We start from the raw sequence: 12,025 nt of genomic DNA on the forward strand, positions 1-12,025 counted from the left end.
CAAGCCCATCTAAATGAGAGAAGAACGAAATATACGTATAAAGGAGGATTCCGTTATGTCAGCAGTAGAATGGATTGCTGGAAAACAGTATGAAGAAATAATTTATGAAACATACAACGGGATTGCAAAAATTACAATCAATCGTCCTGAAAAACATAATGCGTTCACACCGAGAACCGTTATGGAATTAATTGATGCATTCGCTTATGCACGTGATGATGCAAATGTTGGAGTCATCATTTTAACGGGTGCAGGAGACCGAGCATTTTGTTCAGGTGGAGATCAGTCTGTTCGTGGACATGGTGGCTATGTGGGGGATGATCAAATCCCACGCTTAAATGTGCTTGATTTGCAGCGCCTAATTCGTGTCATTCCAAAACCAGTTATCGCAATGGTTAAAGGATATGCGATTGGCGGAGGACATGTATTACATATTGTATGTGATTTAACCATCGCCGCAGATAATGCTGTATTTGGTCAAACAGGGCCAAAGGTTGGCAGCTTTGATGCAGGCTATGGTTCCGGGTATTTAGCTAGAATTGTCGGACATAAAAAAGCTCGTGAAATATGGTATTTATGCCGTCAGTACAATGCACAGGAAGCATTAGATATGGGCCTAGTGAACACGGTTGTTCCTCTTGATCAAGTAGAGGAAGAAACCATTAAATGGTGTGAAGAAATGCTAGAAAAAAGCCCAACTGCTCTTCGCTTCTTAAAAGCTGCATTTAATGCGGATACAGATGGACTTGCAGGTATTCAGCAATTTGCTGGAGATGCGACATTGCTTTACTATACTACAGATGAGGCAAAAGAAGGCCGCGATGCATTTAAAGAAAAGCGCAAGCCAGATTTTGGTCAGTTCCCTCGTTTCCCTTAATGAAAAAATGAACCTTTATTGCAGCTTGATGGTCATGCCATCAGGCTGTTTTTATCTAAATGAGTTCTTTAAACATCAAAAAGTCTATTTGCAAAATAAAGCAGTTTAGTGGAAGTATATATTGGATTTTTATAAATGAGGTGTACAAATGGCAAATCAAGTGATGCCAAATCTTCTATTTAAGAGAGCCTTCCTCACACCAGACAGGCCTGCCATTCAATTTAAGAACGAAACATATAGTTTTAAAGAAGTATACGAGAAATCTTATCAAATTGCTGGCCAACTATCCCAGCTTGGGTTAGCAAGAGGAGACTATGCAGGTGTTTTGCTAAGTAATCATGCAGATACAGCATTTGTTTATTTAGCCTTTCAGTTGCTTGATGTAAAAGCAGTCATTTTAAATAATCGGTTAACAGGCGAGGAAATTGCCTGGCAATTGAATGATTCAAAGGCAGTCCAATTAATTACGGAGAATGCTTTTGCACCGAAAAAAGAAGAAATTAATCATTTACTGCCAAATTTGTCAATAATCCTAAAAGAAGAGTTGTTTGCAGCCGATTTCATTGAGCCAATGATTGCAGCCGAAATTAGTCTGGATGATGTTTGTACCGTTATGTACACATCTGGAACAACTGGGCACCCAAAAGGAGTACTGCAAACATATGGAAATCATTGGTGGAGTGCGGTTGGTTCAGCATTGAACCTTGGACTTTCGGAAAAAGATTGCTGGTTATGTGTTGTTCCGTTGTTTCATATAAGTGGGTATTCGATTCTTATTCGGAGCATGGTCTATGGCATGAGAATGGTGATTCAGGAAACATTTAATGAAAAAGAAGTCATTGAAACGATTCAAAATGAAAAAGTAACAATTATGTCTGTGGTGAGCACGATGCTTATTCGAATCGAGGCAGAGCTAGGAGATCGCAGATTGCCCGCAGAATTTCGCTGTATGCTTTTAGGAGGCGGACCAGCATCAAAAACATTACTTGAAAACTGTAAGGTGAAGGAAATACCAGTATTCCAAACGTATGGCATGACAGAGACCGCCTCCCAAATCGTGACGCTTTCACCAGAATATAGTTTAAGTAAACTGGGCTCTGCAGGGAAACCGCTTTTTCCTTCTCAATTAAAGATTATGGCACAAAATGGGGATGAAGCAAGTGGTACAGCAGCAGGCGAAATTATTGTAAAAGGTCCAAATGTAACGATAGGGTATTTGAATCGGGAGGAAGAGTCATCTAAAAAAATAGTTGATGGCTGGCTGTCAACTGGAGATATTGGCTATTTAGATGAAGAAGGATTCTTATATGTTCTGGATCGACGGTCAGACTTAATTATTTCAGGCGGGGAAAATGTATATCCTGCTGAAATTGAAGGTGTACTTGTTTCTCATCCAGACATAGTTGATGCAGGTGTAATAGGTGTGAAAGATGAAAAATGGGGGGAAGTCCCTGTAGCTTTTATATCTACAAAAACTAAGTGGATTAATAAAAATGAAATTTCCGCATTTTGCCTTAAGAAATTAGCAAAATATAAAGTGCCAAAACAATTGTACATCATCGATCATATCCCAAGAAATGCTGCTAAGAAAATTTTACGGAGAGAACTGCGGCAGCATTTAGAGGAATTAAAAAGACAGGATTGCAACTAATACGCAAATCCTGTCTATACTTCATGAATAATTAACTGGACAATTAAGTAAATTCTGGTTCAAAGGTTTTGCAATCTGTTTCACGGCTGTTTTCTGCCGTATCCCCTTTATGGCTGACTACGTAAATTTGTTCAGCGCCACATTTATTTCCTCTTTCCCAGAATGTACAATTATTGACCTCACATAATACATCTTTTGCCACTCTGCTTCACTCCTCTTTGTGCAGAATTTGCTTCTGCATCGATTCGATAAAAACACGGCGGGGTCTTTCCACCTATTTTAGCTTGTGGCAGATTGCTGCTTAGGATTCATTCCAATTGAAGGATGAACTGGAAATTAGTCATTTAATGCCGTTTTTAGTGCAGCTAAGTTTGCTTTCATAATTGAAAAATAAGTACTCTCATTGCTGATGTCTTTATCCGTTAAAACGGATAGATTATGAAGCACAAGCGGCTCTGCGCCAAGCTCATTCTTAATAATTTCCGTAAGCTTAGAGCTAATATTTTGTTCAAAGAATACGTATTTTAATTGGTGTTTCTTTCCTTCAGCAATGATCTTTTCGAGATCCTTTTGGGTTGGTTCATTCGCGGAATTTAAGCCTGCAACACTGATTTGGCTTATGCCATAGCGCTGCTCCCAATAGCCGAATGCGGAATGGGATACGATGATTTCTTTATGTTTTGCCTCATGAATGGTTTGTTCAAAGTCTTTATTTAATTGGTCAAGCTCATCTGCCAATAGACTATAATTTGCTTCGAACTCATCTTTATGTTCAGGCAGTTTATTGGATAAGGCAGTTTTGATAGCTGCTGCTAAATCTTTTGCATACACTGGGTCGATCCACACATGAGGATCCATATCTCCATGGTGATGACCATCATCTTCATGGCTGTGCTCATCTTCATGTTCATCTTCTTCGTGAGCTTGAACTTTGTCAAAATGAATCTTTTCCCCTGCTCCGACCATGGTTACCTCTTCATTTTTTAACGTTTTCTGAGCTTTATCTACGAAACCTTCTAACCCAAGACCGACAAATATAAACAGATCAGCATCTGCAAGCTTTGTCATATCTTTTTGTGTAGGCTCGAAAGAATGTTCATCAGCTCCAGGCGGATAAATAGTTTTTGTTTCAACATATTCCCCACCAATTCGGTCAGTAAAATACTGTAATGGATAAACGGTTGTATAAACGGAAAGCTTGCCATTGTCTTTCTGTTCATCCTTTGATTCATTCGTACATGCAGCTAAAAGCATACTTATCATTAGTATAAAAATAAATACAATTTTTTTCATATTTTCCCCTTTCTAACTCAACAAATCGTATTTGTTACGATTTAATAATAAAAAAAATAACTTTTCATCCTTAAATATCAAGTTATTCCGTAACCATTACGATTCACAAAGGTAATTTTACAAAAAAAAGTGGTGAAAATCAAGTGTTAAATTTGTTTGTATGAAAAGTATTTTGTATCCTTATAAATATAGAAATAAAAAAGTTAGGAGTAAATCATATGAAACTACTTGAAGAAATATTAGAATTTAACCATGAATTTGTAGCAGAAAAAAAATATGAAGAGTTCGCAACAACAAAGCTGCCAAATAAACGAATGGTTGTACTTACTTGTATGGATACCCGTCTTGTAGAGCTGCTTCCAAGAGCCTTAAATGTTAAAAACGGGGATATAAAGCTTATCAAAAATGCTGGAGCACTTGTCACACATCCGTTTGGAAGTATTATGAGAAGCTTACTTGTAGCTGTTTACGAGCTTCAGGCTGATGAGGTATTAATCATTGGTCATCATGATTGCGGAATGAGTGGAATGAAGCCGGATGGCATTATGGAACATATGAGGAAAAGAGGAAAGTCTGAAGAAGCTTTAGATACAATTGCGTATTCAGGCGTTGATGTTAAAGAATGGCTTAAAGGATTTGATAATGTGGAAGAGAGTGTTACCCATAGTGTTTCAATGGTAAAAAAGCATCCACTTATGCCTAACGATGTTCCTGTTCACGGACTGGTTATTCACCCTGAAACCGGAAAATTAGATTTAGTAGTTAATGGATATGAAGGCTAATTTTCTTTGTTCCTTGGCAATTTCTCTGGGACGGGATCAAAACCACCAGGATGAAATGGGTGGCATTTTACAATTCTTTTAATAGCAAGCCATCCTCCTTTAAGAGCTCCAAAGCGTTTAACTGATTCTAGTCCATAATGAGAGCAGGATGGATAGAATCGGCATGTTGGAGGTTTTAGCGGGGAGATGACTATTTGATAAAAGCGAATGAAACCAATCATTATTTTTTTTAGCATGCTTATCATTCCAATCTTTTTTCGAAAGAATACTCACATAAAAGATAGCATACAATTATGTATTAGTCGAAAAAAACAAATTCCTTATTTTGTTGATGAAATTAGTCGGAATTTAAGTTACAATAGAGAGAGAATCGAAAAAGGAGTGGACATACATGCCTTCAGTTGAAAGCTTTGAATTAGACCATAATGCAGTGAAAGCACCATATGTTAGACATTGCGGAGTTCACAAAGTAGGAACAGATGGGGTTGTAAATAAGTTCGATATTCGTTTTTGCCAGCCAAATAAACAAGCAATGAAGCCTGATGCGATTCATACATTAGAACATCTTCTTGCTTTCAATATTCGTACGTATTCGGAAAAATATAATCACTTTGATATAATTGACATTTCTCCAATGGGATGTCAAACAGGCTTCTACTTAGTTGTAAGCGGAGAGCCAACCGTTGAGGAAATCATAGACCTACTCGATGAAACGATGAAAGCGGCAGTTGAAATTACAGACATCCCAGCAGCAAATGAAAAGCAATGCGGTCAAGCTAAGCTTCATGATTTAGATGGGGCGAAACGTTTAATGCGTTTCTGGCTTGAGCAATCAAAGGAAGACTTGAAACAAGTATTTGCATAAAAAGCAGAAGAACCGGACTGATTGCAGTCCGGTTTTTTTATGAAGGCTTTTTATCATTATCTTGATCGTGAGTTTTTTCATCTATTGGATCAACCGTATGCTTATACGTATAGGCTTTAGAGGTTGTAATAACAGAAAGAAAAATAACAATTGCTATAATAACTATCGAAATAGCTAGAATGGAAACCATGATTCAAACCTCCTTTTATTACACATAGTTTAACATGAAAACAGTTTGATTTGATGGTTGATTTTCTTTTGCCGTATAAAAACATTATTGTGTTTAGCTCATCTGATCTCAGGGTACTATAAAAATGGGAGGATGATTTTATATGAGTGAAAAATTAATTCAATCTGTGAATAGGCAAGTAGCCAATTGGACGGTATTGTATGTAAAGCTTCATAATTACCATTGGTATATCAAAGGTAGACATTTCTTTACTTTGCACGAGAAATTCGAGGAGCTGTACAACGAAGCCAATCAGCATATTGATGAATTGGCAGAGAGAATTCTATCCCTTGAGGGAAGCCCGGTGGCAACCATGAAAGAATGTCTTGAAATGGCATCTATCGAAGAGGCTACTGGAAAAGAAAAAGAGGAAGACATGGTTAAAACCATTTGTGCAGATTTTGTTAAAATGGCGGACGAGCTGCAAGAAGGCATTCAATTAGCAGAAGAAGCAAATGATGAAGGCACCGGTGATATGCTCATTGCCATTAAGCAAAGCCTAAAGAAACATATTTGGATGTTAAAGGCATACTTAGGTTAGATCATAGTAAAAGGATGGTTCATTATAGGGCAACTAGCCTTCATGAACCATCCTTTTTTATGTATAAAATTTGATCATTATTAATGTATATTCCGCTGATGAAGATTAGGATTGCGAGGCTGTCTGTAATCCTCGCTTGCAAACTTCCCCTTTAAGCTTTCAATTAAGTAGATTCCCATTAAATTGTATAGCTCCTGGTTATTTAATTCGTTAATCATGCTTAGTAAATCCTCTCGTTTCATTTCTTCTAAAAAAGCGAAAGCAAGCATGTCAATATCCTCTTCGTCCCCTGTTAGCTTATTCCGATATAGTTCATAGAGCTCATCAATAATTTTCATAACTTCACCCCCTGCCTTCGTTTTTATTTCTTTTATTGTATACTTTTTTAATACCCTTGATGATAAAAATTAATCGCCTGAGCTTTGTTTTTTTAGATTAAATTTAGTATATGTAATTTTCATAAGAATGATCGTAAATTCGCATATTTTTAATCTAAATGTGGGAAACGATAAGTAATGACGAAAAGGGGCTGAACAGGATGGAACAAAATAAGAAAACGTATTATATAACTGTCGCACATGGACAAATCTCTCAAAGTGCAGCAGATTCCCCATGGGACTTCAAAATTGAAGCGACAGATAATGAAATTCATACATTACGGGAGTATTTTAATCAGAATTATGGAACAGAGTGGGCGGGATTTTGGCGAGCCCATGTCCCATTTATAGAATACCACAATGATAAATCAAATGATGAGTATGACAGTAAAATCAAGAAAGTATACGGACTGATTTATCAGCTTGGTGACGAAGAAGCAAAAAAACATATTGAAAATATGGGAATTTTGAATGAAGAAGGCCAATAATTGAAAAAAGGAAATCGGCTAATTGCCGATTTCCGTTAAATTACATACCCATTTCAACTGCCGAGTCAATTACTTCTTGCGGAACAGTTATTGCTTCAATGTTGTTATAATTAGAATATTGGCCATTCATTTTTTGCTTCATGCCAATGGTTTGACCTTCGATCGTCATTTCAAAATCCATATCCATATTTAATGCTACTGGATAAAAAGTCTTTTTATCGATAAGTATTTCATACGCTACCGCATTGATTTTCATGTTACTTAGAACATCTTCAGCAGCCATTTCAGGCGGTAATTGCTGGACAGCAGTTTCCTTAATGAAATCATTAAATTTATCGCCTGATGCTTTTAATTTAAGTATATAATTATTTGTATCCTGCTCAAAAGTAAAATCTTCCATGAATGGCTGTAATTTCTTTAGCTCTTCACCTGGATTTGATTGTTTACCAGACATTTGCAGGAATGTATCTGTCATTTCTTGTGGGAATTTCATCCACTGACTGTTGGACGGTTCATAAAAGAACATCCCAGCATCTGAGAAATAGCTTTCTGTTTCAAAGCTTTCTGATTCTTCTCCCATGGACATTGTCATTTTTTGATAGAATGCCATTGGTTCTGTGACGATGTTCATATCAATAACCGAGTTCGTTTGGACATTCAGCTCTTCTTGATCAGTCATATCCTGTGTTAAATCCATTTTTACAGAAAAGCTTTTTAAGCCTTCTGATTCCTCTGTGGATTTATTCATTACTTCTTCAAGCGTCAGTTCGGAAGCTTTTTCTTCCGCTTTTTCAGTTTCTGAAGCTTTTTCATTGTCTTTTACGGGCTCATTCACAGGCTTGGCTGTTTGATTACAAGCAGCTAACATAAATACTAAAAAGAAGCCTGCAAGAATGGAAAGCGATTTTTTCAAAATAAGCACTCCTTTAATATTAATAAATAAGAAAAACCATTCCGTATGGATAAAAGGTTCTGTTTCTCTTACCCTCTTATTCTACGATAAAAAAATAGGCAAAGTTTCAAAAAAATGTAATATGATCCTTTTTTCATATAAGAAAAATATGGAAGATGTCATTAGTCACAAAATTTAATTCACTGTATAATCAAATGAAGGAAGAGGAAAAGAGGTATTTTGATGGAAATATTTATGGATGCAAATGGTGGATTGGTCAAATTATCATTTATTCCACATGCATTTGATAAACAGCCGGAACATGTCCTTGTTATTTGTAAGAAAGGCAAGGAATGGCTGCTTACAAAGCATAAGAAAAGAGGGCTGGAGTTTCCTGGAGGGAAGCTTGAAAAAGGAGAAACATTGGAAGAGGCGGCACGCCGAGAAGTACTGGAGGAAACTGGAGCCGAGCTAAAGCAGCTGGAATTCATCGGTGAATATGAGGTGTCTTTGAACGAAAAGACCTTTGTAAAGGCTATTTTTTATGGGGAAGTAGATAAGATTAGCGAAAATCTGCATTATTTTGAAACAAAAGGACCCGTACTTATTAAAGGAAATATTTTAGATTTAAGGTGGGGGGACGAATACAGCTTTATAATGAAAGATGAAGTGGTCGAGAGGAGTATTTTAAAAATAGAGGGATAGGAGTAGAAAGGGGGGGAATCTATGCTGCACATCAATCCGGATGCTTTTATCTTATTACCAGCGTTTGCGACGATCCAATGCGAGCCGAACTGGAAATGGAGGAAGCGAAATAAACCACTTCCTAATTATGATTTGTTTTATGTTTGGAGCGGAAAAGGGACTGTGGTTCTTAATGGAAAAAGATACGATGTACATAAAGGAAGCTGTTTTCTATTTAAGCCTGGCGATTGGACGACAGCTACCCATGATCCGCAAAATCCATTAGTACTAAGCTATATCCATTTTGACTTGATGAAAATCCCTGAATTGGTGCCAATAACTTATCGGATTGTTCAAGATTCAATCCCTTTTGAATCCCTGCTAACACGTTATGTTCGGTTATTTTTGGTAAAAACCTTCGGAGCTGAAATGGAGGCAAAGCTGATTCTAAAGCAACTAATGATTCACCTGTTAAGAGAAGAACGGGAAATAGATAAGCAGCTGGAGCATACGAGCAATGACCTTTTGGAAACGATTCGAGAAATCGCCAATTTTATCAGGGAGCATCCGGGTGATCCTCACACAATTGAAAGTTTAGCTATCAGGGCGAATCTTTCTCCACGCTATTTTTCCCTGAAATTTAAAGAGATTATTGGACATACAGTTAGGAACTATATTGTACGCTCTCGGATTAATCGTGCAGAGCACCTGCTCCATAACATGGGTATGACGGTAACAGAAGCAGCAGATGCTCTTGGCTATAATGATCTTCATTTTTTTAGCAGACAGTTTAAAAAGTATACAGGAAAGAATCCTTCAGATATACGTTAAAGAGGCAAACAAATAAATTTGAGAAGGTGTTTTAACGTGTTCCCTAAAGCACAACAACTAGATTCAATTGAAAGTTATATCGATTCACCAGAAAAGCTAAAAAAGCTATATCGACGAGTGTTATTCGTAGTATGTCTATCACAAATCTTTGGTGGTGCAGGGCTTGCTGCAGGAGTTACTGTAGGTGCCCTATTGGCACAACAAATGCTGGGGACTGATGCTTATGCAGGAGTGCCAGTAGCCTTACTTACTTTAGGTTCCGCTGGCTCAGCCTTCATTATAGGAAAGCTTTCTCAACGATATGGACGCCGTACGGGTCTATCAGCAGGTTTTATTGTTGGGGGACTCGGGGCAGTTGGAGTTGTGATTGCTGCAATGGTGAATAGTGTCATTTTATTATTTGCATCTTTGCTGATCTATGGTGCAGGAACTGCGGCAAATTTACAAGCCCGTTATGCAGGAACGGATTTAGCAAACAAGAAACAAAGAGCAACGGCTGTTAGTACAACGATGGTTATGACAACATTCGGGGCGGTTGCAGGTCCAAACTTAGTAGAAGTGATGGGGGAATTTGCTAGTCTTATTGGTGTTCCATCACTTGCTGGTCCATTCATATTATCCGCTGCTGCATTTATTTTAGCAGGTTTGATTCTCTTTATTATGCTGCGTCCCGACCCCTTAACGATTGCAAACAGGATAGCGGCTTATAAATTAGAATATGAGCCTATTAATAAAGTAGATATTGCTGAACATGCCGTTAATAGAAGAGGTCTAATAGTAGGAGCCACTGTGATGATTCTTACTCAAATTGTTATGGTTGCAATTATGACTATGACACCGGTACATATGAAACATCATGGCCATGGTCTAGCTGAAGTTGGAACGGTTATCGGCTTTCATATAGGTGCTATGTATCTTCCCTCTCTAATCACAGGTGTCCTTACAGATAAAGTAGGAAGAACAGCAATGAGCATTGCCTCGGGTATTACATTATTATCTGCCGGATTATTAGCCGCATTTGCACCAGGGAATTCAATGATTCTGTTAATCATTGCGCTTATTTTACTAGGATTGGGATGGAACTTTGGCTTAATTAGCGGTACGGCTCAAATCGTTGACTCTACAGAACCATCTGTACGTGCGAAAACTCAAGGTACACTTGATGTCTTTATTGCATTAGCAGGAGCTTCTGGCGGTGCACTATCAGGGATGGTAGTAGCGAATACCAGTTATGCCACACTATCTTTGATTGGAGGACTTTTATCCTTAGTTCTCATCCCTGTTGTGATATGGTCCCGCAAAGCTTAAAAAGAGAAATTCATTTTATTTAAGAATATTCTTTGTAAAAATGAAATCCTTTTTATTAAATAAAGTTTGAATCTTCATTTTTTTAAGTGAATAAGGAAACGATTATCTTGCTGAGGTGAACAGGATGATTCAAACGGCTTTAATTACAGTAACCCATGATCCGCATGGAAGAAACGTCAAGCTACTTCAAGAGTTCAAAGAGCTGTTGGAAGATATTTATTCCGAACTTTTTATTACCGTTAGTGAAGAATCATCAAATAATCTATTGGATGCATTAGAAAATAGTAAGTTTAAAACAAAGATAATCCCTAAATTAGGTGCAGCACACGCAAGAAGAGAGGCAGTTAAGTTTGGTCTAACTGGAACAAGCCAGTTCTTTCATTACTGCGATTTTGATAGGTTAATAACCTGGGTACAGAAACACTCGATTGAATTAAGAAAAATAGTAAGTTTCATTCCTCAGTTTAATTATTTAATTTTTGGCAGAACAGAAAGAGCATTTCAAACTCACCCAATCGAGTGGCAAGAAACGGAAAAAATTACGAATAAGATTTGCTCTATAGAGCTGGGGAAAGAAGTGGATATTACTGCTGGTTCATGTGCGTACTCAAGAGAGGCAGGGAACTATATAAAAGATTGCTCTAAAGAAAAAATGACAGATGCGGAATGGGCTATGATTGTCCATAGAATCGCAAACTTAGAGGTTAATTATCTGCCTGTGGAAGGATTGGAATATCAGGATGATATAAATAGTACCAATGGAAGAGTATCAGATTCGGAAGCATGGTTAAGCCGTTTAAAGTTAAGTTTCATAATTAGTGAGACAGCATATAGAGTAGGGAAATAAGCAAAAAATATTATGGCTTCACCAATTTTAAGGGGAGGGAAAGCGTTGATCCAAACGGATTACGCTCTTTTCCCTGAACTAATCGTTTCTACAAGAGCCGCTAGTAAGCTTGATATAAATGTTAATTTCGGTACTATCCTATGGCAATGTGACCTTCAGCTTTTATTTGTTATAACATACCGCATATCTCCTCACCGTCAATTAATTAGCTAGCTAATTAATTGACGGTGAGGAGATATGCCTCTTCTTAAATGTGTAAAAAAGTGCAAATATTCAATGAATGGGTGTAAATCCAAAAGGTCAAATGGATGATAAGATGGATCATAACATTTTAGATTAGCAGACCGACAATGGAGGAGT

General features: G+C 37.4%; 17 protein-coding genes. 11 read left to right on the forward strand and 6 right to left on the reverse strand.

The annotated features are described in order from the left end of the window. Positions 1-55: 55 nt before the first annotated feature. The gene (menB, locus tag RUH74_RS06185) at positions 56-877 is read left to right on the forward strand and encodes a 1,4-dihydroxy-2-naphthoyl-CoA synthase (RefSeq protein WP_313799402.1); all 822 of its coding nucleotides are present in this window, start codon (positions 56-58) and stop codon (positions 875-877) included. 148 nt (positions 878-1,025) lie between these two features. Next, positions 1,026-2,528, forward strand: a complete 1,503-nt coding sequence (locus tag RUH74_RS06190; protein WP_313799403.1) for an o-succinylbenzoate--CoA ligase — start codon at positions 1,026-1,028, stop codon at positions 2,526-2,528. 43 nt (positions 2,529-2,571) lie between these two features. Here the strand turns inward: RUH74_RS06190 and RUH74_RS06195 are convergent, their stop codons facing one another. Together RUH74_RS06195 and RUH74_RS06200 are read right to left on the reverse strand one after the other, a co-directional pair. After that, positions 2,572-2,730 (reverse strand): DUF1540 domain-containing protein, encoded by a 159-nt coding sequence (locus RUH74_RS06195; protein WP_313799404.1) that lies wholly within the window; start codon positions 2,728-2,730, stop codon positions 2,572-2,574. 134 nt (positions 2,731-2,864) lie between these two features. Next, a complete protein-coding gene (locus tag RUH74_RS06200; protein WP_313799405.1) occupies positions 2,865-3,821 on the reverse strand; it encodes a metal ABC transporter solute-binding protein, Zn/Mn family in 957 nt (318 codons plus the stop codon). Positions 3,822-4,039: 218 nt separating this feature from the next. On the opposite strand from RUH74_RS06200, the gene RUH74_RS06205 reads away from it, so the two are divergent. Beyond that, the gene (locus RUH74_RS06205; protein WP_313799406.1) at positions 4,040-4,603 is read left to right on the forward strand and encodes a beta-class carbonic anhydrase; all 564 of its coding nucleotides are present in this window, start codon (positions 4,040-4,042) and stop codon (positions 4,601-4,603) included. On the opposite strand, the gene yidD is transcribed toward RUH74_RS06205, so the two are convergent. Continuing rightward, positions 4,600-4,839 (reverse strand): membrane protein insertion efficiency factor YidD, encoded by a 240-nt coding sequence (yidD, locus tag RUH74_RS06210; RefSeq protein WP_313799407.1) that lies wholly within the window; start codon positions 4,837-4,839, stop codon positions 4,600-4,602. The two genes, RUH74_RS06205 and yidD, sit on opposite strands and share 4 nt — an antisense overlap. Before the next feature lie 155 nt (positions 4,840-4,994). On the opposite strand from yidD, the gene RUH74_RS06215 reads away from it, so the two are divergent. Beyond that, on the forward strand, positions 4,995-5,468 hold the full coding sequence (locus RUH74_RS06215) for an S-ribosylhomocysteine lyase (protein WP_313799408.1): 474 nt from the start codon (positions 4,995-4,997) through the stop codon (positions 5,466-5,468). A 37-nt stretch (positions 5,469-5,505) separates the two neighbouring features. Here the strand turns inward: RUH74_RS06215 and ytzI are convergent, their stop codons facing one another. Beyond that, entirely contained in the window at positions 5,506-5,658 is a 153-nt protein-coding gene (gene ytzI / locus RUH74_RS06220; RefSeq protein WP_313799409.1) for a YtzI protein, read from the reverse strand. 142 nt (positions 5,659-5,800) lie between these two features. On the opposite strand from ytzI, the gene RUH74_RS06225 reads away from it, so the two are divergent. Beyond that, entirely contained in the window at positions 5,801-6,238 is a 438-nt protein-coding gene (locus tag RUH74_RS06225; protein ID WP_313799410.1) for a Dps family protein, read from the forward strand. 80 nt (positions 6,239-6,318) lie between these two features. On the opposite strand, the gene RUH74_RS06230 is transcribed toward RUH74_RS06225, so the two are convergent. Further along, positions 6,319-6,576, reverse strand: coding sequence for a DUF6154 family protein (locus RUH74_RS06230; RefSeq protein WP_313799411.1), 258 nt, complete (start codon positions 6,574-6,576; stop codon positions 6,319-6,321). A 200-nt stretch (positions 6,577-6,776) separates the two neighbouring features. Between RUH74_RS06230 and RUH74_RS06235 the strand changes: the two genes are divergently transcribed. After that, the gene (locus RUH74_RS06235; protein WP_313799412.1) at positions 6,777-7,103 is read left to right on the forward strand and encodes a hydrolase; all 327 of its coding nucleotides are present in this window, start codon (positions 6,777-6,779) and stop codon (positions 7,101-7,103) included. 40 nt (positions 7,104-7,143) lie between these two features. On the opposite strand, the gene RUH74_RS06240 is transcribed toward RUH74_RS06235, so the two are convergent. Then, entirely contained in the window at positions 7,144-8,016 is an 873-nt protein-coding gene (locus RUH74_RS06240) for a DUF6612 family protein (RefSeq protein ID WP_313799413.1), read from the reverse strand. Positions 8,017-8,238: 222 nt separating this feature from the next. On the opposite strand from RUH74_RS06240, the gene ytkD reads away from it, so the two are divergent. From ytkD to RUH74_RS06265, 5 genes are all read left to right on the forward strand, one after another. Further along, complete coding sequence (ytkD, locus tag RUH74_RS06245) at positions 8,239-8,700, forward strand: RNA deprotection pyrophosphohydrolase (protein WP_313799414.1); 462 nt, start codon at positions 8,239-8,241, stop codon at positions 8,698-8,700. A 21-nt stretch (positions 8,701-8,721) separates the two neighbouring features. Continuing rightward, the gene (locus tag RUH74_RS06250; protein ID WP_313799415.1) at positions 8,722-9,510 is read left to right on the forward strand and encodes an AraC family transcriptional regulator; all 789 of its coding nucleotides are present in this window, start codon (positions 8,722-8,724) and stop codon (positions 9,508-9,510) included. Between the two features lie 36 nt (positions 9,511-9,546). Continuing rightward, the gene (locus tag RUH74_RS06255) at positions 9,547-10,818 is read left to right on the forward strand and encodes an MFS transporter (protein WP_313799416.1); all 1,272 of its coding nucleotides are present in this window, start codon (positions 9,547-9,549) and stop codon (positions 10,816-10,818) included. A 124-nt stretch (positions 10,819-10,942) separates the two neighbouring features. Then, positions 10,943-11,665 carry a hypothetical protein gene (locus RUH74_RS06260; RefSeq protein ID WP_313799417.1) on the forward strand — a complete coding sequence of 241 codons (723 nt, stop codon included), beginning with the start codon at positions 10,943-10,945 and terminating at the stop codon, positions 11,663-11,665. 45 nt (positions 11,666-11,710) lie between these two features. Then, the gene (locus tag RUH74_RS06265; protein ID WP_313799418.1) at positions 11,711-11,878 is read left to right on the forward strand and encodes a hypothetical protein; all 168 of its coding nucleotides are present in this window, start codon (positions 11,711-11,713) and stop codon (positions 11,876-11,878) included. The last annotated feature ends 147 nt before the right edge of the window (positions 11,879-12,025 follow it).

The sequence above is a fragment of the Cytobacillus sp. genome (assembly GCF_032154635.1).
In the GTDB taxonomy this organism is placed as follows: Bacteria; Bacillota; Bacilli; order Bacillales; family Cytobacillaceae; genus Cytobacillus.

Excerpts from the sequence above, each read along its gene's own strand:
- menB (WP_313799402.1), top strand. The coding sequence starts at position 56 with ATGTCAGCAGTAGAATGGATTGCTGGAAAACAGTATGAAGAAATAATT.
- RUH74_RS06190 (WP_313799403.1), top strand. The coding sequence starts at position 1,026 with ATGGCAAATCAAGTGATGCCAAATCTTCTATTTAAGAGAGCCTTCCTC.
- RUH74_RS06200 (WP_313799405.1), bottom strand. The coding sequence starts at position 3,821 with ATGAAAAAAATTGTATTTATTTTTATACTAATGATAAGTATGCTTTTA.
- RUH74_RS06205 (WP_313799406.1), top strand. The coding sequence starts at position 4,040 with ATGAAACTACTTGAAGAAATATTAGAATTTAACCATGAATTTGTAGCA.
- yidD (WP_313799407.1), bottom strand. The coding sequence starts at position 4,839 with ATGCTAAAAAAAATAATGATTGGTTTCATTCGCTTTTATCAAATAGTC.
- RUH74_RS06215 (WP_313799408.1), top strand. The coding sequence starts at position 4,995 with ATGCCTTCAGTTGAAAGCTTTGAATTAGACCATAATGCAGTGAAAGCA.
- ytzI (WP_313799409.1), bottom strand. The coding sequence starts at position 5,658 with ATGGTTTCCATTCTAGCTATTTCGATAGTTATTATAGCAATTGTTATT.
- RUH74_RS06225 (WP_313799410.1), top strand. The coding sequence starts at position 5,801 with ATGAGTGAAAAATTAATTCAATCTGTGAATAGGCAAGTAGCCAATTGG.
- RUH74_RS06230 (WP_313799411.1), bottom strand. The coding sequence starts at position 6,576 with ATGAAAATTATTGATGAGCTCTATGAACTATATCGGAATAAGCTAACA.
- RUH74_RS06235 (WP_313799412.1), top strand. The coding sequence starts at position 6,777 with ATGGAACAAAATAAGAAAACGTATTATATAACTGTCGCACATGGACAA.
- ytkD (WP_313799414.1), top strand. The coding sequence starts at position 8,239 with ATGGAAATATTTATGGATGCAAATGGTGGATTGGTCAAATTATCATTT.
- RUH74_RS06250 (WP_313799415.1), top strand. The coding sequence starts at position 8,722 with ATGCTGCACATCAATCCGGATGCTTTTATCTTATTACCAGCGTTTGCG.
- RUH74_RS06260 (WP_313799417.1), top strand. The coding sequence starts at position 10,943 with ATGATTCAAACGGCTTTAATTACAGTAACCCATGATCCGCATGGAAGA.